Raw genomic sequence first — 24,024 nt, forward strand, 5'->3', positions numbered from 1 at the left:
AAGTTGTCGTAGGGTCGCCTGGGTCGCCGCGCCGGTGCGCGTGGTGGTCACCGGGAATCCGGGAAACGGAATGCCGGAACCGGGCAACCAAAACCGGAACTCCGGAGTCGGTGTACCCGAGCGGGGAAGCCGGTCCGGCAGTACCGGCAAATGCCGGGGACAGCGGTAACCCGAGACAGCAGTAAACGGGAAGAACGCCAAGGCGATCGACCACCGGGGAGGGGTTCACTCAATGGCGGCGCAGTTCGGTTTGAGGCTCCGCAAGGGAGCGGCGACCACCGCTCTGGCCGCGGCCACGGTGGCGGCACTGGCCGCGTCCCAGGCCCCGGGAGTGACCACCGACAGCGCGGGCAGACAGACGGCCGGTGCGCCCTCGCCGGACGCGACCCCCCAGGCCGATGACACGGCGTCGGGCAACTCGCAGTACTACACGGACCTTCCGCCCCTCGACAGCCCCACCCCGACGCCGGGCACGGGCGACACCTCGGGCACGACCGCCGGCATACCCGCGACCGTCCTCGACGCCTACAAGAAGGCCGAGGCGTCCCTGCGCGACTCCAAGCCCGGCTGCAATCTGCCCTGGCAACTCCTCGCCGCCATCGGCAAGGTGGAGTCCGGTCAGGCCCGCGGCGGCCGCGTCGACGCCGGCGGCACGACGATCGGCAAGATCCTCGGCCCCCAGCTCAACGGCAACGGCTTCGCGAACATCAGCGACACCGACAACGGCGCGTACGACGGCGACAGCACGCACGACCGGGCGGTCGGCCCCATGCAGTTCATCCCCTCCACCTGGGAGTGGGCGGGCCGCGACGGCAACGACGACGGCGCCAAGGACCCCAACAACATCTACGACGCCGCACTCGCCGCCGGCCACTACCTGTGCCGCTTCGACTGGGACCTGTCCAACGACGGGAACCTGCGCAGCGCGATCCTCAGCTACAACAACTCGACGGCGTACTACAACACCGTCATGTCGTGGCTGGAGTACTACCGCAAGGGTGCCCACGAGATCCCGGACGGCACCGGCTCCCTGCCCGAGACGCCCAGCGGCAACGGCAACGGCAACGGCGACAGCACGGGCAGCGGCAGCGGCAGCGGCGGCGCCGACGACTCCACGCCGAGCCCGAAGCCGCCGAAGACGGACAAGCCGGAGAACCCGGATAAGCCGGACCCCGGCGAGCCGGACGGCGACGGTACGAACACCCCGGCGCCGCCCACCACCACGCCGCCCGAGACGCCCACCGACACGGTGCACCACGTGGAGAACGCGGGCGCGTCGACCTTCACGGCCATGGCCGGCGACACCTTCGCCGACAAGCTCGTCGCCCGCACCGAGACCAAGGCGGGCCAGGCCGTGGCGAAGGTCCGGGTCCGCTTCACCATCGTCGGCGACACGGACACCACCTTCACCGGCGGCGAGAACGTCGCGACGATCGTCACCGACAGCACCGGCAAGGCCACCGCGCCCGCGCTCGTGGCCGGCGAGAAGACCGGCGACATCACGGTCCGTGCCACCGTCGTGGGCCGTTCCGTGACCGCCCTCGACTACAAGGCGACCGTCACCGCCCGCCAGGCCGACGCCCTCGCCCGGACGAGCACCACCGCGCTGACCTGCGTCCCGAACGGCGAGTTCGCCGAGCAGGTCGAGGTCAAGGCCACCTACCGGGGCGAGGTCGCGGACAAGGTGGCGGTCGAGGCGACCCTCATCAAGTCGCTCCTCGACGTCACCGAGAACGACAAGGGCCCCTACTTCAAGGACGCCGAGGGCAAGCCCGTACGCACCCTGACGGCCCTGGAGACGGACGAGAACGGCCTGCTCAAGCTGCCGAAGCTCTACTCGGACGACACCACCGGCACGTTCCTGCTCCGCATCGAGACCGAGGGCGGCGCGACGCTCACGGTCGAACTGAAGGTGGAGGCGGCGGCCCAGACGACGACCGAGCCGGCGACGCCGAGCCCCAGCGCGTAGCCCTTCGTGCGACACCTGCGGCGCCCCTCTTCCGGGAGGGGCGCCGCAGCTGTGTGCGCGACCTGTTCTCATCTCGCCCGACCGTTGCTACGGTGCCGGACCTGACGAAGTATCAGTTTGTGTCTCCGTCGGTAGGGAGGTCCGTATGCGCGCCCTGATCGCCGCCGCGACCGGTCTGGCCCTCGCCTTCGTCCTGGCGTTCACGATCACGACGTGGGGCTCACCCACGGGTGAGACCTCACCCAAACCGTTGCTGACGACGGTGCCCGCACACCCGTAACCGCCCGGGAGGGAGGCCGCGATGCGCCGTAGGGCCGGCCTGATCCTGCTCACGCTCGCCGTGTTCTGCACGGCGCTGTCCCCACTGCTGCGCTGGTACGTCTTCCCGAACCTGGCCAAGATCCCGGCGAACCAGTACCAGGACATGGTCCTGGAGGCGAAGGACGCCACCCTCCTCGACTACGGCACGATGACCGAGCGGACGGTCCCGAAGGTCACCATCGTGCAGACCCTCAAGGGCAACGTGGAGGCCTCCGAGGAGATCGAGAAGAACACCGACCGGGACGTCGTCGTCTGGGACGGCCTGTCGTACGTCCAGGGCCCGGACGGCGAGATGGTCTCCAGGATCCCCGAGCGGTACATCTTCGACGCCCACACGCAGGAACCCGTCCACGCCAAGGGCGAGATGGTCGACGGCGACCCCGTGAAGCGGGAGGGTCTGGAATTCAAGTGGCCCTTCCTCACGGAGAAGAGGGACTACGAGTACTTCGACGCCCAGGCCCGGATCACGGCCCCCATCCACTACAAGGGCACCCAGGACTTCCGGGGCGTGGAGGTCCACTACTTCGAACAGACCATCCCCTGGACCAAGGTCCCCTTCCCCCGGACCATGCCCGTCGAGGGCATCACCCGGGAGACGGTCGCCGAGACGGGCACGACCCGCTGGTACACCACGGTCCGCAGGTTCTGGGTCGAACCCGTCACCGGCGCGCCCGTCTACGGCGAGGAGATCCACAAGGAGGAACTCCGCGGCGGCACGCTCCTGGGCGACCGGGAGAAGGTGACCGCGTTCGCCGGCCACGTGAAGATGCGCGAGGACTACATCGAACACACCGTCGACCTCGTCAAGTCCCAGCGTGTCCTCGTCCTCCTGCTGACCTCCTACCTGCCCTGGGGTTTCCTGGGTCTGGGACTCCTGCTCCTCGCCTTCTCCCTGTACGTCGAGGCCCGTGGCCGCAGGCCCGGCGAACCGGAGTCCAGCAAACCCCCGGCGCCCGAGCCGGTCACCGCCTGAGCCGCGCGTTCGTGTACCGGGTCGGCTCGGCCGTCGCCGGGTCCTCCGGCCACGGATGCTTGGGATACCGCCCCCGCAACTCCGCCCGTACGGCCTTGTACCCGTCCCGCCAGAACGAGGCGAGATCGGCGGTCACGGCGGCGGGCCGCCCGGCGGGGGACAGCAGATGCACCAACACGGGCACACCGGCCAGCACGGGCGACTCCCGCAACCCGAACATCTCCTGCAACTTCACCGCCAGCACCGGCTGCTCGGGCCGCGCGTAGTCCACCCGGATCCGGGACCCGCTCGGCACCTCGATCCGCTCCGGCGCGAGCTCGTCCAGCCGTACGGCGTCCCCCGTGGCCCACGGCAACAACCTCTTGAGCGCCTCCCCGGCGTCGATCCGCCCCAGATCCGCCCGCCGCCGGGCCCGGCTCAACTCGGGCTCCAACCACTCCTCCACGCGCGCGTGGAGCGCGTCGTCGGAAACATCGGGCCAGGGCTCCCCGACCCGCTCCCGCAGGAACGCGATCCGCTCCCGCAACCCCTCCGCATCCTTCGACCACCGCAACAGCCCGAGCCCCTCGACCCGCAGCCCTTCGACAAGCGCCTCCCGTACGAGCCCGGGCGCCGCTTGCCTCAACGGCCGCACCGCCAACTCCACGGCCCCCAACCGCTCCACCCGCCGAGCGACGACATCCCCCTCCCGCCAGCCGACTTCCTCCCCCCGGCTGTACAGCGCCCCGGCCGCCTCCCGAGCAACCCCCTCGTCGATCGCGACCCCCAGCCGCACCCGCGCATGCCCGGCCCCCACACCCCGATCAGCCACAGCCACGGCCACCCACTCGGCACCCCCCAGCCCGGACCCTTTCCCCACCTCGGCCCGAGTCCCGGAAACCATGAGATACGACCCCCCGCTCCTCTTGGCCACCCGCTCAGGAAACGCAAGCGCCACCACAACCCCGACAACCCGGTCGTCTCCGGCGGCAGCGCGGTGATCCGAGCCGACGCGGCTGGTGGCGGCGCGCCCTGTTTCGTCCTGCTCGTCGGTTTCCCCGCCGCTCCCCGGAGCATCGGCGCTCGGTCCGCCCGGTAGGGAGTCGAGGGGACGCGCCGCAGGTGCGGGCGGCGATGCGGCTCGCAGGCGCCGGACCTCGGTGCGCCAGCGGCTCGCGTAGGCGTCGCCGCCGCGCCGGGCGGCTCGTAGCGCGGCGGTGAGGTCGTCGCCGTACTCGCGTGGGGGCTCCTCGCTCAGCAGTGCGACGACCTCCGCCGCGCGCTCGGGTCCTACGAGGGGTGTCGCGTCGAGGAGGGCGCGGGCCAGGCGAGGGTGCAGGCCGAGGCGGGACATGCGTACACCGCGTTCCGTGGCGTGCCCGGCGGAGCCGATCGCGCCGATCGCGGAGAGGACGGTCCGGGCCGCCGCCATCGCCCCGCCCGGCGGTGGGTCCAGGAGGGCGAGTCCGGAGGCGTCCGGGTCGCCCCAGCAGGCCGCCTGGAGGGCGAACGCGGTCAGGTCGGCCACCTTGATCTCCGGCGCGGGAAAGCGCGGCAGACGGGCGTCCTCGGCCTCCGCCCAGCACCGGTAGACCGCCCCGGGGGCCTCGCGCCCGGCCCGCCCGGCCCGTTGCCGCCCGGCCGCCTGCGACGCCCGTACCGTCGTCAGCGCGCTCAGCCCGCGCGCGTGGTCGACACGCGGCTCCCGCGCGAGCCCGGAGTCGACGACCACCCGCACCCCGGGCACCGTCAGCGAGGACTCGGCCACCGAGGTCGCGAGGATCACCCGGCGCCGTTCCCCGCCCGCCAGCACCGCATCCTGCACGGCGGCCGGCGCCCGCCCGTGCACCTGGAGCACCTCCACGTCACCGAGACCGCCCAGCTGCCCGGCCACGCGCGCGATCTCGCCCACGCCCGGCAGGAAACAGAGAACGTCCCCCTGCCGCTCGGCCAGCGCCCGCCGCACCACCGACGCCACATGCGTCAGCAGCGCCGGGTCCACCCGCATCCCGTGCGGCGGCCGTACCGGACGGACCGGCGGCGCCCACACCACCTCGACGGGGTACGACACCCCCTCCGCCGCGACCACGGGCGCCCCGCCCAGCAGCCGCGCCCAGCCCTCCGCGTCCGTCGTCGCCGACGCCGCCAGCAGCCGCAGCTCGGGCCGCAGCGCCTCACGCACATCGAGCAGGAACGCCGCCACCGTGTCCGCGTCCAGATGCCGCTCATGGCACTCGTCGAGCACGACGACATCGATGCCGGGCAGCTCCTGGTCCCGCTGCAACCGTTGCAGCAGTACACCGGTCGTGACGACCTCCACGCGCGCGTGCCGTCCGACGACCCGCTCGCCGCGCACGGTGTAGCCGACGCTCCCGCCGACCTTCTCGCCCAGCAGCCACGCCATCCGCCGCGCCGCCGCCCGCGCCGCGATCCGCCGCGGCTCGGCGACGACCACCCGCCGTGCGGGCCCGCCGCCCAGCAGCCCCGCCAGGGCCAACGGCACCAGCGTCGTCTTCCCGGTCCCGGGCGGCGCGACGAGGACGGCGGTGCCATGCCCCTCCAGGGCATCGTCCAGACCGGGCAGGGCGGCGCGTACGGGCAGCGCGTCCAGGGCGTCGTAACGGATCACGCCCCTAGTGTCGTACGCCCCCGAAAACGCCCTCTACGCGCGCGTGCCTCTTTCTCGTCGCCCTCTTGTCGCCCGGCTCGGTCCCGTTCCCGCCTCAGCCCCGCTCGCACACGAAGATCGCCGTCCCCGGGATCAGGTTCCCGCGCAGCGGCGACCAGCCGCCCCACTCGGAGGTGTTCCAGGCGGGCCACTCCGGCTCGACCAGGTCGACCAGCCTCAGGTCCGCCGCGACGATGTCCCGGACGCGGTCGCCGACCGTCCGGTGGTGCTCGACGTACACGGCTCGCCCTTTCTCGTCCTGCTCGACGTACGGCGTGCGGTCGAAGTAGGAACCGGAGACGGACAGGCCCTCCGGGCCGGGCTCGTCGGGGAAGGCCCAGCGGATCGGATGGGTCACCGAGAAGACGAAACGGCCGCCGGGGCGCAGGACCCGGCGGACCTCCCGCAGCACCCGCACGGGATCGGCGACGAAGGGCAGCGCCCCGTACGCCGAGCACGCCAGGTCGAAGGAGGCGTCCGCGAAGGGCAGGTCGCCGGCGTCGGCGCACACCAGAGGGAACGATCCGCCGATCCGCAGGGCGTGCTGGAGCTGGCGGTGGGAGAGGTCCAGGGCGACCGGGCGGGCCCCCTGGGCGGCCAGCCAGCGCGCGCACTGCGCGGCGCCGGCGCCGATCTCCAGGACATCCTTGCCCTTCAGCTCCTCCGGCGGCCCCAGCAGCTCCGCCTCGACCTCGTCGAGCCCCTCGGGGCCCCACACGAAACGGTCGTCGCCGAGAAACGTGCCGTGCTCGATCTGGTACTCGTCCGCGTTGCGGTCCCACCAGCCCCGGTTGGCCCGGGAACTCTCCGTCATCCCGGCCTCGCGCCGGGTGGCCTCCGCTTCGGCGGCCTCGACGGAACCGGTGGCCCCTCGGGCCTCGGCGGCTTCGTGGACATCGGGCTCTTGGATGATCGGCTCCCTCGTCGTACTCTTCCGTAACCTGCGTGGCGAGACCCGCTCCGGCGGTGACACGCATGGGGTGTCTCAGGCCCGCGTGGCCTCCTGGGACAGGTTTTGTGCCGGGTATGAGGCGATCCGCCCCGGGTGTGCGCCTTCGCGCATTGACCCTGCCTGGCTGCCCCCGTATGCTACAAGTTGCGCTGCGGGCCTGCGCACCTCAGACGTAGCAGGCTGCGCTCGCATCTGTCGTATGTCCCCTCGGTTTTCGAGGCGCCACCGGCTTTTCGCTGGTGTGGCGCTTCCTTGGCTGTCCGGCTTCTTCAGAGCGATACGGGCTCCCGGCGTAGCAGTACCTACGACTTCAATGTCCGTACCGGAGCCCTTTCCCACATGACGAGCAGCACCGAGACCACCGCCACCACCCCGCAGGTTGCGGTCAACGACATCGGTAACGAGGAAGCATTCCTCGCCGCTATCGACGAGACGATCAAGTACTTCAACGATGGCGACATCGTCGACGGCGTCATCGTCAAGGTTGACCGGGACGAGGTTCTCCTCGACATCGGTTACAAGACCGAAGGTGTCATCCCGAGCCGCGAGCTCTCGATCAAGCACGACGTCGACCCCAACGAGGTCGTCGCCGTCGGTGACGAGATCGAAGCCCTTGTTCTCCAGAAGGAGGACAAGGAAGGCCGCCTGATCCTCTCGAAGAAGCGCGCCCAGTACGAGCGCGCCTGGGGCACCATCGAGAAGATCAAGGAAGAGGACGGCATCGTCACCGGTACCGTCATCGAGGTCGTCAAGGGTGGTCTCATCCTCGACATCGGCCTCCGTGGCTTCCTGCCGGCCTCCCTCGTCGAGATGCGCCGTGTCCGCGACCTCCAGCCCTACGTGGGCAAGGAGCTCGAGGCCAAGATCATCGAGCTGGACAAGAACCGCAACAACGTGGTCCTGTCCCGCCGTGCCTGGCTGGAGCAGACCCAGTCCGAGGTCCGCCAGACGTTCCTCACGACCCTCCAGAAGGGTCAGGTCCGTTCCGGCGTCGTCTCCTCGATCGTCAACTTCGGTGCCTTCGTGGACCTGGGTGGCGTCGACGGTCTGGTCCACGTCTCCGAGCTGTCCTGGAAGCACATCGACCACCCCTCCGAGGTCGTCGAGGTCGGCCAGGAAGTCACCGTCGAGGTCCTCGACGTCGACATGGACCGCGAGCGTGTCTCCCTGTCGCTGAAGGCGACCCAGGAAGACCCGTGGCAGCAGTTCGCCCGGACCCACCAGATCGGTCAGGTCGTCCCGGGTAAGGTCACCAAGCTGGTTCCGTTCGGTGCGTTCGTCCGCGTGGACGAGGGCATCGAGGGTCTGGTCCACATCTCCGAGCTGGCCGAGCGCCACGTGGAGATCCCGGAGCAGGTCGTCCAGGTCAACGACGAGATCTTCGTCAAGGTCATCGACATCGACCTCGAGCGTCGTCGCATCAGCCTCTCGCTGAAGCAGGCCAACGAGTCCTTCGGTGCCGACCCGGCCTCGGTGGAGTTCGACCCGACGCTGTACGGCATGGCCGCGTCGTACGACGACCAGGGCAACTACATCTACCCCGAGGGCTTCGACCCCGAGACCAACGACTGGCTCGAGGGCTACGAGAAGCAGCGCGAGGAGTGGGAGCGCCAGTACGCCGAGGCGCAGACCCGCTTCGAGCAGCACCAGCAGCAGGTCATCAAGTCCCGCGAGGCCGACGCCGCTGCCGCGGCCGAGGGCGGCGACACCGCGGGTGCGGCTCCGGCCGCGGGCGGCGGTGGCTCGTACTCCTCCGAGGGCGCGGACACCTCTGGTGCCCTGGCCTCGGACGAGGCGCTCGCCGCGCTTCGCGAGAAGCTGGCGGGTGGCCAGAGCTGAACGCTCACGGCTGAGGGTTAGCCGATAGCTGTTGTGGGCCCGCACCCCTTCCGGGGTGCGGGCCCACAGTGCGTTCATTCAACGAGCCCACCGGGCGCGTCCACTTCGCCGGCGACTGGCTCAGCTGCACCGTCGCCTGGCAGCACGGCGCGTTCGAGTCCGCGAACCGCAGTCGTGGAAGGGTTTCCGGGAATGCCGGGCCCCCGTCCCGCGTTGGGGAGTACGAACACGAGGAGGAGCGGTCACAGTGCTTGATCCGCAGGGTTTGTACGCATGGGAGCCGAAGGGCCTGGCCGTCGTCGACATGGCGCTCGCCCAGGAGTCGGCGGGACTTGTCATGCTCTACCACTTCGACGGATACATCGACGCGGGTGAGACGGGCGACCAGATCGTCGACCGGCTCCTCGGCTCACTGCCCCACCAGGTCGTGGCCCGCTTCGACCACGACCGGCTCGTGGACTACCGGGCGCGGCGCCCGCTACTGACGTTCAAGCGCGACCGCTGGACCGACTACGAGGAGCCGACGCTGGACGTCCGGCTCGTCCAGGACGCCACCGGAGCACCCTTCCTGCTGCTGTCGGGCCCCGAGCCGGACGTGGAGTGGGAGCGCTTCGCGGTCGCCGTCCAGCAGATCGTGGAGCGGCTCGGCGTGCGCCTCTCGGTGAACTTCCACGGCATCCCCATGGGCGTCCCGCACACCCGCCCGGTCGGCCTCACCCCGCACGGCAACCGGGCCGAGCTGGTGCCCGGACACCGCAGCCCCTTCGAGGAGGCCCAGGTGCCCGGAAGCGCCGAGTCGCTCCTGGAGTACCGCCTCATGGAGGCGGGGCACGACGTGCTGGGCGTCGCCGCGCACGTGCCGCACTACATCGCCCGCTCCCCCTACCCGGACGCCGCCCTGACCGTCCTGGAGGCTGTCACGGCCGCCACCGGTCTGGTGCTGCCGTCCGTCGCGCACGCCCTGCGCACGGAGGCGCACCGCACGCAGACCGAGATCGACCGGCAGATCCGGGAGGGCGACGAGGAACTGGTCGCCCTCGTACAGGGCCTCGAGCACCAGTACGACGCCGCGGCGGGCGCCGAGACGCGGGGCAACATGCTCGCCGAGCCCGTCGAGATCCCGTCCGCGGACGAGATCGGGCGTGAGTTCGAGAAGTTCCTGGCGGAGCGGGAGGGCGAGGGCTGAACCTCCGCCGAGCCCGCCTCCGCAGCTGGGGGAGGCCCTGATCTCAGAGCTGTGGGAGGCCCCGGGCATCGGGGCCTCCCACAGCTGTGTCAGTGGCAGGGCCTAAGCTGCCGGGCATGCTGAAAGTGGGTCTCACCGGCGGTATCGGCGCCGGCAAGAGTGAGGTGTCGCGGCTGCTCGTGGAGCACGGCGCCGTGCTGATCGACGCGGACCGGATCGCCCGCGAGGTCGTCGCCCCCGGCACCCCCGGCCTCGCGGCGGTCGTCGAGACCTTCGGCGAGGACGTGCTCGCGCCGGACGGCGGCCTGGACCGCCCCAAGCTGGGCTCCATAGTGTTCGCGGACCCGGCCAAGCTCGCCGCGTTGAACGCGATCGTGCACCCCCTGGTGGGGGCCCGCTCCAGAGAGCTGGAGAACTCCGCCGCCGAGGACGCCGTCGTCATCCATGACGTCCCCCTGCTCACCGAGAACGGCCTCGCCCCGCTGTACGACCTGGTGGTCGTCGTGGACGCGGCCCCCGAGACCCAGCTCGACCGTCTCGTCCGCCTGCGCGGCATGACGGAGGAGGACGCTCGCGCGCGCATGGCCGCCCAGGCGACCCGCGAAAAGCGCCTGGAGATCGCGGACATCGTCATCGACAACGACGTACCCCTGGAAGACCTGCGGCGACGGGTGCGGGACGTCTGGGCGGACCTCACGCACCGGGCACACGCGTCACGGGAGCGATCCGAACACTCGCAGGAATAGCGGGCTCTCAGGGCGCGTTGAACCGTCGCAGCAAGGGAAGGACTCAGCCGTGCCCGAGACCAGCGGTTCCACCGGACGTACCCCGGAGACGCATGTCATCGACTTCCGCGCCGCCGAGCAGCTGCTCGCCGCGCGCGATCCGCGGGGCGCGGTCAAGTTGCTCGACCGAGTCATAGCCGAGCACCCCGAGAACACGGCGGCCCGGCTGCTGCGTGCCCGCGCCTTCTTCGCGGCGGCCCAACTGCGGCCTGCCGAGCTGGAGTTCACGATCGTCCTGGAGCGCGAGCCGGACAACGCGTTCGCGCACTTCGCCCTGGCCCGCACCTATCAGCGCCAGGCCCGCGACGACCAGGCCAAACGCCACTTCCGGCTCGCTGCGGCCCTCGACCCGAACCCGCAGTACCTGGAAGCCGCACGCTTCGACTCCTGACGGCCCCGGGTGCCTTCGCCGCCCCTATGGGTGGCGGTGCCTCTGCGGCGGGTACGGCGGCTGGTACGGCGGGATGTCGCGGCCCGGCTGGTAGTGCGGGCCCTGGCGGATGTGGCGCAGGATCACCGCCAGGTCGACCATGACGATCAGGCACAGCACACCGCAGGCGATGGCCCAGCCGGAGCGGCCGGCGAGAGCGAAGGCCGCTGTCCCGGCGATCGCCCAGATCAGACCCCAGACGCTCAGCCAGAATCGCATCCGCAGGGCACTGCGCGCTGTCCTCGGTTCGCTGCCGGTACGCATGGGGATCGCCGCTCCTGTTCGTCCTGCCTGTCCTGTTCGTCGTACTCGTCCTACTCGTCCTACTCGGAAACGTACTCTCCGGCCCGTACGTTCTCCAGAAGACCGATGTGGTGTGCGGGGGAGGCGACGGTGCTGCTGGACGCGGTGCGAGCGGACGAGAAACTCACCGACTGGCTGAAGGGCCTGGAAGAGGGCGAGGACGCCCCGGGGGCGGAGGCGCGGCTGCCGGACGCCGACGACCTGCCCGACGTGCTGGTGGACCTCGCCGTGCCGTACGAGGACATCAACGACCTGATCGCCCTGCGCCGCACACTGGCGGACGACGAGAGCGCGACCTGGCTGCTCGGGCGGTGCGTCGACGGCCTCGTCCGGGACATGGGGAAGATCGGCAAAGGGCTGAGACTCCTGCCGCTCCCTCTGGAGGCGGGCCCGCTCGGCCGCTACTTCCATGTGTACGTCTTCGTCGCGGCCCTGCCGTCCGTGCGCGCGTACCACCGCGAGCGCGGTATCCCCGACGACATCTCCCGGCGCGCCCTCGCGGACCTCGGCCGCGGGCTGGTGCTGCACCGTCGGCGGTACGGCGTGGGCGGGCTGGTGGCGCCGACCTGGTTCTCACTGCACTTCCACGGGGAGTTGTTCCAACTCGGCCGGCTGCAGTACCAGCGGTCACGGGTGGGCGGACGGGAGGGAGTCGCGCTGGCGGCGGCGGGTCTGGAGCTACGGCCCGGAGATCCCTGCCTCGACCTGCACATACCCGACTACGCGGGGCCCCTGACCCCGAAGGCGTGCGACCGGTCGCTGGGGCTGGCCCGCGACTTCTTCGCGCGTCACTTCCCGGAGGAGCACTACATGGCGGGCTGCTGCCACTCCTGGCTCCTCGACCCGCAGCTGAAGCGGTATCTGCCGGCGGACTCCAACATCGTCCGGTTCCAGGAGCGGTTCCGGATTGCCTGCGGCACCGGCGAACCCGCGGACGAGCTGCCGATTCGCTTCGTCTTCGGGGACCCGGACCTGCCGGTGGAGACGCTGCCGCGCCGGACGAGTCTCGAGCGGACCGTGGTCGACCATCTGCGGGCCGGTGGGCACTGGTACAGCGGGCACGGGTGGTTCGCGTGGTGAGGTGCGACCGACACGACCGACGCGACTGACTCGAGGACACGCAGGTTCACTCCATCGGGTGAGCCTTGAGAGGAACGGCCCACGTCCGCCCGGCCGTTGGACGGATATGAGCATTCAGATGCGTGAGGGATACGAGGGGACCGGACCCGGCGCGATCACCCCGGACGGCTGCGCGGTCGAGCTGTACTCGAGGCTGCCGGTGGGGGACGAGCCGGAGGTGATCGCGGGCGTCGCGCCCGCGGGTGCGCGCATTCTCGAACTGGGCAGTGGGGTGGGCCGCATGACCCACCCCCTGATCGAGCGGGGCTTCACCGTGACGGCCGTCGACGAGTCGGCGGAGATGCTGGAGCGGGTGCGTGGGGCCCGCACGATATGCGGCCCGATCGAGGGACTCGACCTGGGCGAGAAGTTCGACGTGGTGCTGCTCGCGTCGTTCCTCGTCCATACCGGGGATCCCGAGGTGCGGCGCGGCATGCTCGCGACCTGTCTGCGGCATGTCGCGGACGACGGCTTCGTGCTGATCCAGCGCGAGGGGGAGGACTACCACACGAACGTGCCCCGGGAGCGGGTCGCCCCCCCGAGGCTTCACCATCCGCATCGTCTCGGCCGAGCCGGTAGGCGATGGTGTCGACTCGGTGCGCGCGGAGTACGTCTTCCCGGACGGCGAGTGGACCCAGACGTTCCGGGCACGGCCGCTGACCGAGGAGCAGTTCGAGGAGGCGCTGGGGGAGGCGGGGCTCAGGGTGGACCGGTATCTGACGGACGACCGGATCTGGGTCAAGGTGCTGCCGGTGAGGTGAGGGGGAGTCAGGAATGTCGGCGCCGATTTCCGGTCGGCAGCGATGAGTTCGGGGAAGTGGCCCGGTCTACCTCTGTGACAGCAATACGGAACTGCTTCACACAGGAGACCCCATGTCCGAGACCACCACTTCCGGCGTCGTCATGACAGGCACCGCTCGCAGCAAGGGCGCACGGATCTCGCTGCGCGCGCTGCAGATCGTGCTCGCGCTGTTCTACGCGTTCGCGAGCGCCCTGCCCAAGCTGATCGCGCACCCGTCGGCCGCCGAGTCCTTCGAGACGCTCGGCTGGGGCAGCGCGGGGATGTACACCATCGGAGCGCTCGAACTCGCGGGTGCCATCGGGCTGTTGATCCCCGCGCTGGCCTCGGTCGCGGCGGTGTCGCTGAGCGCGCTGATGGTGGGGGCGTTCATCACACAGATCACCGCCTTCGACGGGGAGTACGCGGCCACACCGCTCATCCTGATCGTTCCGCTCGCCCTGATCGCCTGGGTGCGACGCCAGGACGTGGCCGGACTGGTGCGGCTGGTGCGACGGGAGGCGTGACCGCTGCGGCTGTGCCTGTGCGGCGGGCATCGCCGAGGCGCTTCCCGGTGGTCGTCGGGAAGCGCCTCGGCGATGCCCACTGCTGACATGGGGCCCGTCGCGGGACTACGTGGCGTGGCGGTGGCGCTCGGCGTTCGCGGCTTCGGCCAGGCCCCGGAGGCGTTCCAGGTCTCGGCGGTCGCGTTTGGTGGGGCGGCCGGCGCCTCGGTCGCGGATGCCGGCAGGGGCGGTGGCCTCGCGGGGCGGGGGCGGCGGGGAGTTGTCGACGTAGCACTCGGCGGCGACGGGCGCGCCGACCCGCTTGCGGATCAGACGCCTGACGACGACGATCCGCTCGTGGCCCCCGGCCTGGCGGAGCCGTACCTCGTCGCCGACGCGCACCGCGTACGCGGGCTTGACGCGTTCGCCGTTGACGCGGACGTGGCCGCCCCGGCAGGCGGTGGCGCCCATCGAGCGGGTCTTGACCAGACGGACGGACCAGATCCAGCTGTCGATGCGGACGGTCTCGCCGCTCGTGGGGCGGGCGGCCTCGGCGGCTGCCGCCGCCGGGTCGGAAGCCCGGTCCGTGGTGCCCGGACCGCTCGCCCGCTCCTCCATACCTTCCCTACCTTCCGTACCTTCAGAAGCCATGTCTCGACCTTAGCTCTCCAGCAGGCCGTCCCGGGGAGGCGATCACCGGACGTACCGTGGAGGCATGGGCAGCGGCAGAGGCGGTGACAGCGGGAATGGCAGAGGCGGGGACACGGGGCTGGCCGCGCTCGACGCGCGGATCACCGGGTGCCGGGCCTGTCCGCGGCTGGTCGAGTGGCGGGAAGAGGTGGCGCGCACCAGGCGGGCCGCGTTCGCCGACCAGGAGTACTGGGGGCGGCCGGTGCCCGGGTTCGGGCCTCCCGACGCGGCGCTGCTGATCGTCGGGCTCGCCCCCGCCGCGCACGGCGGGAACCGGACCGGGCGGATGTTCACCGGCGACCGATCGGGCGACGTGCTCTACGCGGCGCTGCACGACGTGGGCCTCGCCTCGCGCGGCACGGCCGTCGCCATCGACGACGGACTGGAGCTGCACGGCGTACGGATCACCTCGCCCGTGCACTGCGCGCCGCCCGCCAACAAGCCGACCCCCGAGGAACGGAACACCTGCCGGCCGTGGCTGGTCCGGGAGCTGGAGCTGCTGCGGCCGACGCTGCGGGCGGTCGTCGTACTCGGCGCCTTCGGCTGGCAGGCCGCGCTGCCCGCGCTCGCCGAGGCCGGCTGGGACGTGCCCCGGCCGCGGCCCGCCTTCGGCCACGGCACCCGCGTATCGCTCGACGGGCTCGACCTCTTCGGTTGCTTCCATGTGAGCCAGCGCAACACCTTCACCGGCCGGCTGACCCCCGTCATGCTGCGCGAGGTCCTGCGTACGGCGGCGAAGTCCGCGGGGCTGAGCGTCACCTCGTAGGCGGGGCTCGGGGTCCGACGGAAAAGCGGCTGCCGATGCCGTCGCACGCCGGTTAGGGTCGCGCAATGCCCATCTACCCGGAGATCGAACCGTACGACCACGGCATGCTCGACGTCGGGGACGGCAACCACGTGTACTGGGAGGTCTGCGGGAACCCGCGGGGCAAGCCCGCGGTCGTGCTGCACGGGGGGCCGGGGTCCAGGGCCAACGCGTGGTTCCGGCGGCTCTTCGACCCCGGGGCGTACCGGATCGTGCTGTTCGACCAGCGTGGCTGCGGGCGTTCGACGCCTCCGGCGAGCGCGTACGGGACCGACATGAGCGTCAATACGACGGATCATCTGATCGCCGATCTGGAGCTGCTGCGGCGGCACCTCGGGATCGGGCGGTGGCTGGTGTGGGGCGTGTCGTGGGGGTCGGCGCTCGGCCTGCGGTACGCGCAGACGCATCCGGAGGCCGTGACCGAGCTGGTCCTCACCGGGGTCGCCACCGGGTCCGAGGCCGAAGTCGCCCTGCTGACCAGGGGGCTTGGACAGTTCTGGCCCGAGGCCTTCGAGCGGTTCCTCGCCGAGCTGCCCGAGGAGGAGCGGGACGGGAACCCGGCGGCCGCGTACAACCGGCTGCTCGAGTCGCCCGACGAGGCGGTGCGGGTGCGGGCCGCGCGGGCCTGGACCGACTGGGAGACGGCCATCGCGGCGCAGCCGCCCCGCTCCGTGCCGCGCTACGAGGACCCGGTCTTCCGCTACGCCTTCGCCCGCACCGTCACCCACTACTGGGGCAACGGCCACTTCCTCGGCGAGGGCGAGGGCGAGGGCGAGGGCATGGGCATGGGCGGGGGGACACGACGGCGACGGCGTCGTCCTGCGCGACGCGCCCCGGCTCAAGGGCATCCCGGGCACCCTCGTCCAGGGCAGCCTCGACCCCGGCAACCTCCTCGGCATCGTCTGGCGCCTCCACCACGCCTGGCCCGGCAGCGAGGTGGTCCTCGTCGACGACGTGGGACACAACGCGGGCGCGCCGGACATGGCGCAGGCGCTGGTGGAGGCGACGGACAAGTACGCCAAGAGATGAGCGGCGTGAGGGGTGCCGGATGCGTGCCCGGGGCCGGGCGTCAGACGACGCGGGCCGCCGAGATGGGGCGCGCGGTGACGTCGTGGTCCGTCGACGCGCCGTAGGAGCTCCAGCGGTAGCGGGAGAACTCGCCCGTGGCGTTCGAGGCGTAGAACATCATGTGGCCGATGCCCACGCCGGCGAAGTCCTCCCCGTCGACGTTGCCGACCATGCGGGTGTCCGGGTGCGTGGTGGCGCTGGGCTGCCCGTACACGCCGTGCGGGGCGGAGGTCATGTCGACGACCTCGACGGCGTACTGCGTCTCCCCGCTCCGCACGCCCGTCCCGGTGTACACGCCCTTGACCTGCCGGACCAGCACGATGTGCCCGGTGTTGTCGGGGTCGCTGTCGTTGTAGTCGACCGCGACGAGGTCGCCCGGCTGCAGGTCGGCGACCTTGCGGATGCGCTGGAAGTGCGGGCCGCCGGTGCCGTCGGTGAAGGCCTTGCGGTAGTCGGCGGCCTCGGGGATGCCGTCCTGGAAGTACTGCCTGAAGTAGTCGGTGGTGGCCCAGCCGTAGGTGTGCCGGAGCACCCAGGTGATGAAGGAGGAGCAGCGGGCGCGGGCGATCCAGCTGGTCAGGTCGTCGGGGGTGCCCCAGGTGACGGTCGACGAGGCGCCCACGAGGTAGACGTTGTTCTCCCGGGCCGTGAGACCGCTGACGATCGAGATCTCGTCGGGGGAGAGCGCGCGGTCGTAGGCCCGTACGTCGTCGACGGCGCCCTTGAAGCGGTTCACCGGGGCGCCGTCCCACTTGGCGCGGCCTATGTTGAAGCCCTGCGTGGCAGCCCAGGACAGGGTGGTGGCGGCGCTGCCCTCCAGTCGGCCGTTGACGTACAGGTGGACCTGAGTGCCGTCCCACACTCCGGTCAGATGTGTCCACACCCCGGTCGTGGCGGCGGTCGTGGCGACAGCCGAGACCTTGGCGCTCTGGTCCTCGCTGCGCACCTTGAACGCCCAGGTGCCGAACGCCGGGTCGTACTGGAGCAGGAAGCGGCTGGCGGACGTGCCGTCCTGGCTGACCGCGGTGTACATGGTGTCCGGCTTGGCCGGGGAGTCGGCGTCGTTCGACAGGCGCACCCACGCGGAGACCGTGAACGGGGCCGTCGTGTCGAGGACGGAGGTCGTCGCGGCGTAGGCGTTCGACGTGCCGTCGAAGCTCAGGTCGCCGCCGGCGCGCAGGGCCGACCAGGACGCGCCGGAGCCGAGGGTGACGGGCCGGTCGCGGCCGGAGCGGTCGGTGCCCGTGCCGTCCAGGGGCCAGTGCCCGATGAGGCCGCCCGGCAGATAGCCGGACGCCAGGAGACGCTGGTAGTGCACCATCCGCTCGGCCTCCGCCAGATGCGGTGCCGTGACGGGGGTGAACGGAGTGTTGAGCGGTGCGTCGGCCACGGCGGTGCCCGCGCTCCCCGCCACTCCTGTGAACGCCCCCACGCCCACGATCGCCGCTCCGCTCAACAGCCCACGTCTGCTGACCATGCTCGCTCCCTGAACTGCCTGGATTTCTGCCTGAGTTGACGGTCGGCCGAGTCTAGGCAGAGCGGTGCTCATGGTTCACCGGGGTTTAGGCGATGTCGTCTCAGGCGTTCAGGTGCTCAGCCGCTCAGGCGATGTCGTCGCCGTCCTCGCCGAACAGGTGCCGCACCGTCGACCGGTAGTTGGTCCGGACGTGGGTGAGCGCGTGGGCGCGGGCGCGGTCCGGGTCGCCGGAGGCGATGGCCTCGTACAACTCGCGGTGCTCGGTGAGGAGTTGGGACCACTCGGTGTTGCGTCGGGTGAGCCAGCGCAGGCGGCCGTCGACCGGCTCCATGACGGAGATGAGCAGGCTGTTGCCCGCCATGGCGAGGACGCGGTCGTGGAAACGGGTGTTGATGTCGGTGATCGTCTCGGCGTCTCCGGCGAGGGTCGCCTCCGCCGCCCGGTCGAGCAGGGCGGACAGCTCCGCCAGGGCCTTCGGGGTGGCGCGGGAGGCGGCGAGCCCGGCGGCGTACACCTCCAGTGCCTCGCGCAGTTCGAAGAGTTCCGTCACGTCGGCCGGGGTGAGGCGGCGGACGACCGTGCGGCGCGGGGTCTCGAAGAGGACGAAGCCCTCGGCGACCAGGGCGCGGATCGCCTCGCGGACCGGGACCCGGGAGACCCCGAAACGGTCGGCCAGCTCGCGCTCCACGAGCCGGTCGCCCGGGCGGAGGCGCCCCGCGATGATGTCCTGCCGCAGGGTGCCCAGCACGCGCTCGCGCACCGCGCCCAGGGGTTCGATCTTCGCTCCTTCCGGAGCCAGGGAGCTCATGGGGCAATCTTCGCCGACTCGGAGGGTGTTTTACGCGGCGTTAACCACAGCGACATCGGTCGGAACGGTTGACCGGAGGAGCATGTCGGCAGTTTGGTATACCAAACAACTCGGAGTGGTCCCCTGGTCCCCCACACCGGTCCCCACGCCCGTCGTCGCCGCACCAGTCCCCACCACCTACCCCTGTCTCCTCTCGCTCCTGGAGGCCCCATGTCCCTCGCCGACAGTGCCGAAGCCACCGGCACCACCGCGTTCGTCCCCGACCCTCGCCTCACCAACGAAGACCTCGCACCCGCCGACAAGCGGAACTGGAAGGTCTTCGACCTCTTCGCCCTGTGGATGTCCGACGTCCACAACCTCGGCAACTACACGTTCGCCGCGGGCCTGCTCGTCCTCGGCATGAACGTCTGGCAGGTCTTCACGTCGCTGCTCGTCGGCTTCGTGATCATCTACATCGGGATGAACTGGATGGGGAAGATCGGGCAGCGCCACGGCGTGCCCTTCCCCGTCGTCAGCCGCATCAGCTTCGGCGTCTGGGGCGCCAACATCCCGGCCCTCATCCGGGCCGTGATCGCCATCATGTGGTACGGCATCCAGACCTACCTCGCGTCCGTCGCGGTCAACATCATGCTGCTGGCCGCCTGGCCGGGTCTGGAGTCCTGGACCCACAACTCCTTCCTCGGCCTGCACCACCTCGGCTGGGTCACCTTCGTCGCCCTCTGGCTCATCCAGGCGCTGATCATCAGCCAGGGCATGGAGTCGGTCCGCAAGTTCCAGGACTTCTGCGGCCCGGCGATCTGGCTGGTCATGATCGCGCTGGCCGTGTGGATCCTCGCCGAGGCCGACTGGACCATCTCCCTCACCTCGACCCCCAACCCGGTCTCCGTCGGAGAGCAGTGGCGGCAGTGGTTCGGCGCGATCGGGCTGGTCCTCGCCACCTACGGCACGCTGATGCTCAACTTCTGCGACTTCTCCCGCTTCGCACCGGACTACCGGACGGTCAAGCGGGGCAACTTCTGGGGCCTGCCGATCAACTCGACCGCCTTCGTCGTCGTCTCGGTCATCGTCACGGCGGGCTCGATCGAGGTCTTCGGCAAGGCGATCACCGACCCGGCCCACCTCGTCGCCGAGATCGGCAACACCTGGATCCTCGTCCTGGGCGCCCTGACCTTCGCCATCGCCACCATGGGCGTCAACATCGTCGCCAACTTCGTCTCACCGGCGTACGACCTCGCCAACGTCTGGCCGCAGAAGATCACCTTCAAGGTCGGCGGCCTGATCAGCACGGTCGCGGCGCTGGTCGTGACCCCGTGGAACCTCTTCTCCAACCCCACCGTCGTCCAGTACTTCCTCGGCGGCCTGGGCGCCTTCCTCGGCCCACTGTTCGGCGTGATCATGCTCGACTACTTCTGGGTCAAGCGTGGCCGTATCGACGTCGACGAACTCTTCAACGCCGAGCCCGGCTCCCGCTACTACTACCGCAAGGGCGTCAACCCCAAGGCCCTGTGGGCGTTCCTGCCGGCCGCGGCGGTCTCGGCGGTCCTCGCCCTGGTGACGGCCTTCAGCGCGGTCGCCCCTTACTCCTGGTTCATCGGAACGGCGCTGGCCGCCGGGCTGTACGCGGTGCTGTGCCGGGACGAGCGGGCCGCGGCGGGGAGCACGGAGAGCACGGAGAGCACGGTCGTCGAGCCCACCGCGGTAGAGGGCTGAGCGTGCGCATCGTCGTCACCAACTGCAACACCACGCAGGAGATGACCGAGGAGATCGTGCGAGGTGCCCGGGCCGCCGCAGGCCCGGGCACCACCGTGACCGGACTGACCCCCGCCTGGGGTCCCGAGTCCGCGGAGGGCTGGCTCGACAGCTACCTCTCGGCCGCCGCCGTCCTCGACACCCTGCGGACCTACGAGGAGCCGTACGACGCCGTCGTCATGGCCGGGTTCGGCGAGCACGGGCGCGAGGGCGCGCGCGAACTGGTGGACGTCCCCGTCGTCGACATCACCGAGGCCGCCGCCCACCTCGCCTGTCTGCTCGGGCGGCGCTACGGCGTCGTCACCACGCTCGAACGCTCCTGCGGGCAGATCGAGGACAGCCTGGAGGCCGCCGGGGTGGGCCGCAACTGCGCCGCGATCGTCGGCACCGGGCTCGGCGTCCTCGACCTCGCCGACTCCGACCGCACCACCCGCGCCTTCCTCACCGCCGGGCAGCGGGCCCGGGACGCCGGGGCCGAGGTCCTGGTCCTGGGGTGCGCCGGGATGACCGGGCTGCAGCGGACGGTGGGGGAGAAGCTCGGGGTGCCGGTCGTCGACGGGGTGGGCGCGGCCGTGAAACTCGCCGAGTCACTGGTGTCGCTGGGGCTGACGACCAGCCGGGTGGGGGGCTATGCGAAGCCGTTGCCCAAGAGGAGGAGCTGGGGGAACGGGGAGACCGGGGCGCGGTAGGGGGGCGTGGGCTTCTCCGCGTCCCTTGTCGCACTACGACTCCGGGACCACCGCCGTCGCCGTGATCTCCACCAGTTGGCCCGGGTAGCCGAGGCAGGCCACGCCGAGCAGGGTCGACGAGTGGGGGCCGGTACTGAGGCCGGACGCCTCGACGACGTCCCAGACCGCGGAGAGGACCGCGGGCTCGCCGCTCACGACGTACACGTCGGTCGACACGACGTGTGCGAAGTCGCTGCCCACCGCCCGCAGTTGCTCCCCGAGGTTCGCCAGCACCTGTTCGGCCTGCCGTACCGGATCCCTCTCTCCGACCAGCTTCCCCTCGGTGTCCAGCGGAACGGAACCGGCGAGGAACGCCAGCTTCGTCCCCGCCTCGACGACGGACGCGTGCGAGTAGACGGGCGGCGGAAAGAGGCTGGGTACGGTGACGCGCTCGATCATGACGGCTCCCGGTAGAGGACAACCTGTCGATCATGCGCAACCTGCGCAGTGAACGCATCCGAATTCCGGGCCGACGCTGTCGCCGCGCCGCCACGGGCACGCACTCCTGTGCAAGGGGCGGGTACGCCTCCGCGATGGTCGCGCAGATCCGCTCCCGCAGCAGCGTCGCGGCCTCCGGCCGTCCGGAACTCCGCCCGTGGCCGGGCAGCGTGTCCAGGAGCCGGTCGTAGTGGCGGAGACGATGGCGCAAGGAGTCGACCTTCCATGGGTCGAGCGAGGCACGGCCGACGGGGCCCTTCACGATCCTCCCGCCGCCTCCCGCCCGCCTCCACTCCGCTTCTCGCCGGGCCCGGTGCTCCATCGCCCGTAGCGCCAACTTGCCCGGATCCGGGCGGGGCACGTCGATCGGCTCGTTCCTGATCCGCTCCAGGACCTCCTCCCTCCGCCGCCGCATCGCGGCCCGTACCGCTTCCGACCGCTGCCCCGAGGACTCCGCCACCGCCCGGAACTCGTCACTCCGCTCGGCCGTCTCGACCCGATCCAGCCGGTGCAGCCGCGCTCTCGGCGCGTCCCTGAACCGAGGGTTCACACGGAGCCGGTCCGCCGCCCCGAGCAGTCGACGCACCATCCCTTCGGTCCACCCGCGCACCCGCAGCCCGGCCAACGACACATACCGCTGCCCGTCCTCCTCATGGCCACCCATCGCGCTACCTCCCCCGCTCATGCGTCGTCACTCTGTGTGACCGTGCATTCATTGAAGCGCAGGCCACTGACAATCGACCGAACCGTGAGTCGGTCGTCAGTCGTCCGAGGTCACGACGGTGGGCTGGCCTGCGAGGCCCGAGACGTAGGAGGTCGGTCCCGCGAGGGAGGAGATGTTCACGATCACCCCGCCGCCGGCCCGGCGCAGCGAGGGAGCCACCGCGCGCATACCCGGCCAAGGGCCCTGGAGATTGACGTCGAGGACCCTGCGGAACGATGCGAGGGACTGTTCCTCCATCGAGCCGGGTCCGAATCCTTCGCGCTGGTCACCCGGTCGGTGCGCGGTCTGACGGTACGGTTGGGGGTCCGATACGGCGACGTAGAGCAAGGGGGCCCGGTGGACGCGGAGTTGGCCGCACTGGCGGCGGCGGGAGCCACGACGCTGGTTCAGTCGATGGTGGGTGACGGGTGGGCGGGGCTGCGCGATCGGGTGGCCTCCTTCTTCTCGCGAGGGAGGAGCGAGCAGGACGTCCAGGACGACCTGGAGGAGTCGCGGGCCGAACTGGTCGCCGCGCAGGACGCCGGTGACGAGGAGGCTGTCGCCGACGTGCAGGCGGAGTGGCGCAACCGTCTGCGGCGCACGCTCCGGGCGGACCCGAACGCCGCCGCGGAACTCCGGGCACTGCTCGACGAGTTGGTGCCCGAGAAGGACGAGCAGGGCAGGGGATCGGTCTACAACACCATCAACGGCAGCGTACACCAAGGCACGGTCATCCAGGCAGGCTCGATCGGGCGGCTGTCGAACGGCGAATCCCGGCGATGAGCACGACCGGCGACGCGGGGCTCCCCGATTCGGTTGTGGAGCAATTCCCCACGGCGAGCCGGGCATACGTTCCTTACGAATAATCCTTCGAGAAGATCGCACTTCCGCTGTTACCGTCTCCCACGTGGCGAAACTCAATCAGATCATCGCAGTCGAGAAAGGCGTCAAGGCCAAGTCCCATCAGGACCTGACGGCTGCTCATCACGGGCTGCAGAAGCCGGCGTTGCTGGCCGGTATCGCGCGTACGTATCAGCCGAAGGACGAGGAGGGTGAGCAGTTGCCGCCCGAGTCGACTCGGGTGCAGGTGCGGGCGGAGGACGTGTTGCGGGAGACGGCGGGGATTCTCACGCGGCTGTTCGATGTGACCGCCACCAAGGACTGGGCCAACTGCACGGCGCGGGCGGATGTGAAGGTGGAGGGACGGGTGCTGGTCGCCGACGTGCCTGTCGCCTATCTGCTCTTCCTCGAGAAGCAACTCGGGGAGATCAACACGCTGGTGCGGAAGCTGCCCGTGCTCGACGCCTCCGAGGCGTGGGCACAGGATCCGTCCTCCGATGCCTGGAAGACCGAGGCCGTGCGGACGGTGCGGACGAAGAAGGTGCCGCGCAACCATGTGAAGGCCGAGGCGACCGACAAGCACCCCGCTCAGGTGGAGGTGTACTACGAGGACATTCCGGTGGGTTACTGGACCACCGTGAAGTTCTCGGGCGCCCTGCCCGCCCGGCGCGTGAACGAGATCCTCGGCCGCGTCGAGAAGTTGCAGCAGGCCGTGAAGTTCGCGCGGGAGGAGGCGAACGGCGTGGAGGTCGTCGACCAGCGGGTCGGTGACGCCGTGTTCGGCTACCTGTTCGGATAGCTCGGGTAGTCTCACAGACTCCCCGGCCGGCCTCTGTGCCGGGCGGGGTGCGCGAGGAGCGCAAGCTGAAGCTGAGGCTTGTCGTGACGGAGCGGCCCGTACCCGCCGAAG

The 24,024-nt window shown here is 70.8% G+C and carries 22 protein-coding genes and 2 pseudogenes; 16 read left to right on the forward strand and 8 right to left on the reverse strand.

The window, feature by feature from the left end; all coding sequences use genetic code 11:
- The first annotated feature begins 232 nt into the window (after positions 1-232).
- The 3 genes from JIX56_RS35045 to JIX56_RS35055 all read left to right on the forward strand — a co-directional run bounded on the left by JIX56_RS35045 (position 233) and on the right by JIX56_RS35055 (position 3,263).
- Positions 233-1,969, forward strand: a complete 1,737-nt coding sequence (locus JIX56_RS35045; RefSeq protein ID WP_257546542.1) for a lytic transglycosylase domain-containing protein — start codon at positions 233-235, stop codon at positions 1,967-1,969.
- A gap of 145 nt (positions 1,970-2,114) precedes the next feature.
- Complete coding sequence (locus JIX56_RS35050; protein WP_257546544.1) at positions 2,115-2,249, forward strand: SPW_0924 family protein; 135 nt, start codon at positions 2,115-2,117, stop codon at positions 2,247-2,249.
- A gap of 21 nt (positions 2,250-2,270) precedes the next feature.
- Entirely contained in the window at positions 2,271-3,263 is a 993-nt protein-coding gene (locus tag JIX56_RS35055; protein ID WP_257546546.1) for a DUF3068 domain-containing protein, read from the forward strand.
- Here JIX56_RS35055 and JIX56_RS35060 read toward each other — a convergent pair.
- Together JIX56_RS35060 and JIX56_RS35065 are read right to left on the reverse strand one after the other, a co-directional pair.
- Complete coding sequence (locus tag JIX56_RS35060; RefSeq protein WP_257546547.1) at positions 3,253-5,871, reverse strand: ATP-dependent RNA helicase; 2,619 nt, start codon at positions 5,869-5,871, stop codon at positions 3,253-3,255. The two genes, JIX56_RS35055 and JIX56_RS35060, sit on opposite strands and share 11 nt — an antisense overlap.
- A gap of 94 nt (positions 5,872-5,965) precedes the next feature.
- The gene (locus tag JIX56_RS35065) at positions 5,966-6,883 is read right to left on the reverse strand and encodes a class I SAM-dependent methyltransferase (RefSeq protein ID WP_257546549.1); all 918 of its coding nucleotides are present in this window, start codon (positions 6,881-6,883) and stop codon (positions 5,966-5,968) included.
- Between the two features lie 318 nt (positions 6,884-7,201).
- Here JIX56_RS35065 and rpsA point away from each other — a divergent pair, with 318 nt between their 5' ends.
- The 4 genes from rpsA to JIX56_RS35085 all read left to right on the forward strand — a co-directional run bounded on the left by rpsA (position 7,202) and on the right by JIX56_RS35085 (position 11,063).
- Entirely contained in the window at positions 7,202-8,701 is a 1,500-nt protein-coding gene (gene rpsA, locus JIX56_RS35070) for a 30S ribosomal protein S1 (RefSeq protein ID WP_257546551.1), read from the forward strand.
- 247 nt (positions 8,702-8,948) lie between these two features.
- Positions 8,949-9,887, forward strand: coding sequence for a PAC2 family protein (locus JIX56_RS35075; protein ID WP_257546553.1), 939 nt, complete (start codon positions 8,949-8,951; stop codon positions 9,885-9,887).
- 116 nt (positions 9,888-10,003) lie between these two features.
- Positions 10,004-10,633, forward strand: a complete 630-nt coding sequence (coaE, locus tag JIX56_RS35080) for a dephospho-CoA kinase (protein WP_257546555.1) — start codon at positions 10,004-10,006, stop codon at positions 10,631-10,633.
- 49 nt (positions 10,634-10,682) lie between these two features.
- The gene (locus JIX56_RS35085; protein WP_086747400.1) at positions 10,683-11,063 is read left to right on the forward strand and encodes a tetratricopeptide repeat protein; all 381 of its coding nucleotides are present in this window, start codon (positions 10,683-10,685) and stop codon (positions 11,061-11,063) included.
- A 24-nt stretch (positions 11,064-11,087) separates the two neighbouring features.
- Here JIX56_RS35085 and JIX56_RS35090 read toward each other — a convergent pair whose 3' ends face one another.
- Positions 11,088-11,366, reverse strand: a complete 279-nt coding sequence (locus JIX56_RS35090) for a DUF6343 family protein (protein WP_257546557.1) — start codon at positions 11,364-11,366, stop codon at positions 11,088-11,090.
- Between the two features lie 129 nt (positions 11,367-11,495).
- Between JIX56_RS35090 and JIX56_RS35095 the strand changes: the two genes are divergently transcribed.
- The 3 genes and pseudogenes from JIX56_RS35095 to JIX56_RS35105 all read left to right on the forward strand — a co-directional run bounded on the left by JIX56_RS35095 (position 11,496) and on the right by JIX56_RS35105 (position 13,829).
- Positions 11,496-12,485, forward strand: coding sequence for an acyltransferase domain-containing protein (locus tag JIX56_RS35095; RefSeq protein WP_257546559.1), 990 nt, complete (start codon positions 11,496-11,498; stop codon positions 12,483-12,485).
- 118 nt (positions 12,486-12,603) lie between these two features.
- Positions 12,604-13,285, forward strand: a pseudogene (locus tag JIX56_RS35100) (class I SAM-dependent methyltransferase).
- Positions 13,286-13,397: 112 nt separating this feature from the next.
- Positions 13,398-13,829, forward strand: a complete 432-nt coding sequence (locus JIX56_RS35105) for a DoxX family protein (protein WP_257546560.1) — start codon at positions 13,398-13,400, stop codon at positions 13,827-13,829.
- A 105-nt stretch (positions 13,830-13,934) separates the two neighbouring features.
- Here JIX56_RS35105 and JIX56_RS35110 read toward each other — a convergent pair whose 3' ends face one another.
- Entirely contained in the window at positions 13,935-14,459 is a 525-nt protein-coding gene (locus tag JIX56_RS35110; protein WP_257546561.1) for an RNA-binding S4 domain-containing protein, read from the reverse strand.
- A 64-nt stretch (positions 14,460-14,523) separates the two neighbouring features.
- Between JIX56_RS35110 and JIX56_RS35115 the strand changes: the two genes are divergently transcribed.
- Both JIX56_RS35115 and pip read left to right on the forward strand, forming a co-directional pair.
- A complete protein-coding gene (locus JIX56_RS35115; RefSeq protein ID WP_257546562.1) occupies positions 14,524-15,264 on the forward strand; it encodes a uracil-DNA glycosylase in 741 nt (246 codons plus the stop codon).
- Positions 15,265-15,329: 65 nt separating this feature from the next.
- Positions 15,330-16,332: pseudogene (gene pip / locus JIX56_RS35120) on the forward strand (prolyl aminopeptidase).
- 40 nt (positions 16,333-16,372) lie between these two features.
- Here pip and JIX56_RS35125 read toward each other — a convergent pair.
- Complete coding sequence (locus JIX56_RS35125) at positions 16,373-17,848, reverse strand: LamG domain-containing protein (protein ID WP_257546563.1); 1,476 nt, start codon at positions 17,846-17,848, stop codon at positions 16,373-16,375.
- A gap of 124 nt (positions 17,849-17,972) precedes the next feature.
- Entirely contained in the window at positions 17,973-18,656 is a 684-nt protein-coding gene (locus JIX56_RS35130; protein ID WP_257546565.1) for a GntR family transcriptional regulator, read from the reverse strand.
- A 210-nt stretch (positions 18,657-18,866) separates the two neighbouring features.
- On the opposite strand from JIX56_RS35130, the gene JIX56_RS35135 reads away from it, so the two are divergent.
- Both JIX56_RS35135 and JIX56_RS35140 read left to right on the forward strand, forming a co-directional pair.
- Positions 18,867-20,366, forward strand: coding sequence for an NCS1 family nucleobase:cation symporter-1 (locus JIX56_RS35135; RefSeq protein ID WP_257546567.1), 1,500 nt, complete (start codon positions 18,867-18,869; stop codon positions 20,364-20,366).
- Positions 20,367-20,368: 2 nt separating this feature from the next.
- On the forward strand, positions 20,369-21,094 hold the full coding sequence (locus tag JIX56_RS35140; RefSeq protein ID WP_257546569.1) for an aspartate/glutamate racemase family protein: 726 nt from the start codon (positions 20,369-20,371) through the stop codon (positions 21,092-21,094).
- 33 nt (positions 21,095-21,127) lie between these two features.
- Here the strand turns inward: JIX56_RS35140 and JIX56_RS35145 are convergent, their stop codons facing one another.
- Both JIX56_RS35145 and JIX56_RS35150 read right to left on the reverse strand, forming a co-directional pair.
- A complete protein-coding gene (locus JIX56_RS35145) occupies positions 21,128-21,532 on the reverse strand; it encodes a RidA family protein (protein ID WP_257546571.1) in 405 nt (134 codons plus the stop codon).
- A 799-nt stretch (positions 21,533-22,331) separates the two neighbouring features.
- Positions 22,332-22,532: an SDR family NAD(P)-dependent oxidoreductase gene (locus tag JIX56_RS35150; protein ID WP_257546573.1), complete on the reverse strand. Its 201-nt coding sequence runs from the start codon at positions 22,530-22,532 to the stop codon at positions 22,332-22,334.
- 99 nt (positions 22,533-22,631) lie between these two features.
- Between JIX56_RS35150 and JIX56_RS35155 the strand changes: the two genes are divergently transcribed.
- Positions 22,632-23,057, forward strand: coding sequence for a hypothetical protein (locus JIX56_RS35155; RefSeq protein ID WP_257546575.1), 426 nt, complete (start codon positions 22,632-22,634; stop codon positions 23,055-23,057).
- A gap of 124 nt (positions 23,058-23,181) precedes the next feature.
- A complete protein-coding gene (locus JIX56_RS35160; RefSeq protein WP_257546577.1) occupies positions 23,182-23,913 on the forward strand; it encodes a DUF7873 family protein in 732 nt (243 codons plus the stop codon).
- Positions 23,914-24,024 lie beyond the last annotated feature (111 nt).

The organism is Streptomyces sp. CA-210063, from assembly GCF_024612015.1.
GTDB lineage: Bacteria > Actinomycetota > Actinomycetes > Streptomycetales > Streptomycetaceae > Streptomyces.

What these genes read in the sequence shown, in the direction of transcription:
- JIX56_RS35150 (WP_257546573.1), bottom strand. Translation starts at nt 22,532, where the DNA reads ATGGAGGAACAGTCCCTCGCATCGTTCCGCAGGGTCCTCGACGTCAAT.
- JIX56_RS35045 (WP_257546542.1), top strand. Translation starts at nt 233, where the DNA reads ATGGCGGCGCAGTTCGGTTTGAGGCTCCGCAAGGGAGCGGCGACCACC.
- JIX56_RS35050 (WP_257546544.1), top strand. Translation starts at nt 2,115, where the DNA reads ATGCGCGCCCTGATCGCCGCCGCGACCGGTCTGGCCCTCGCCTTCGTC.
- JIX56_RS35130 (WP_257546565.1), bottom strand. Translation starts at nt 18,656, where the DNA reads ATGAGCTCCCTGGCTCCGGAAGGAGCGAAGATCGAACCCCTGGGCGCG.
- JIX56_RS35105 (WP_257546560.1), top strand. Translation starts at nt 13,398, where the DNA reads ATGTCCGAGACCACCACTTCCGGCGTCGTCATGACAGGCACCGCTCGC.
- JIX56_RS35135 (WP_257546567.1), top strand. Translation starts at nt 18,867, where the DNA reads ATGTCCCTCGCCGACAGTGCCGAAGCCACCGGCACCACCGCGTTCGTC.
- coaE (WP_257546555.1), top strand. Translation starts at nt 10,004, where the DNA reads ATGCTGAAAGTGGGTCTCACCGGCGGTATCGGCGCCGGCAAGAGTGAG.
- JIX56_RS35115 (WP_257546562.1), top strand. Translation starts at nt 14,524, where the DNA reads ATGGGCAGCGGCAGAGGCGGTGACAGCGGGAATGGCAGAGGCGGGGAC.
- JIX56_RS35055 (WP_257546546.1), top strand. Translation starts at nt 2,271, where the DNA reads ATGCGCCGTAGGGCCGGCCTGATCCTGCTCACGCTCGCCGTGTTCTGC.
- JIX56_RS35145 (WP_257546571.1), bottom strand. Translation starts at nt 21,532, where the DNA reads ATGATCGAGCGCGTCACCGTACCCAGCCTCTTTCCGCCGCCCGTCTAC.
- rpsA (WP_257546551.1), top strand. Translation starts at nt 7,202, where the DNA reads ATGACGAGCAGCACCGAGACCACCGCCACCACCCCGCAGGTTGCGGTC.
- JIX56_RS35110 (WP_257546561.1), bottom strand. Translation starts at nt 14,459, where the DNA reads ATGGCTTCTGAAGGTACGGAAGGTAGGGAAGGTATGGAGGAGCGGGCG.
- JIX56_RS35090 (WP_257546557.1), bottom strand. Translation starts at nt 11,366, where the DNA reads ATGCGTACCGGCAGCGAACCGAGGACAGCGCGCAGTGCCCTGCGGATG.
- JIX56_RS35125 (WP_257546563.1), bottom strand. Translation starts at nt 17,848, where the DNA reads ATGGTCAGCAGACGTGGGCTGTTGAGCGGAGCGGCGATCGTGGGCGTG.